Raw genomic sequence first — 227 nt, 5'->3', positions numbered from 1 at the left:
TCGTGGCGACGACGCGGCCGCCGAGCCCGACGAGGGCGGCGCGGTATCCGTCGGCGTGCACCTGTGCGGCCAGCGCCACGGGGCCGTCCTCGGCGACGGACAGCCGGTGCGAGGGGCGCCCCTGGGAACCGGCGGCCGCGCTCGGCTTCGCGTCGATCCTGATGAGTCCGAGCGCTTCGAGTTCTGCGGCGACGGCGCCCGCCGTGGCGCGGGTCACGCCGAGTTCG

General features: G+C 77.1%; 1 pseudogene. It reads right to left on the bottom strand.

The features are described 5' to 3' along the window. Positions 1–227: pseudogene (locus tag G3I40_RS15400) on the bottom strand (ROK family protein); the annotation flags it as partial.

It is taken from the genome of Streptomyces sp. SID14478, assembly GCF_010548525.1.
GTDB lineage: Bacteria > Actinomycetota > Actinomycetes > Streptomycetales > Streptomycetaceae > Streptomyces.
The sequence above is the reverse complement of the archived record's forward strand: the minus strand, read 5'-3'. Positions and strand labels throughout refer to the sequence as shown.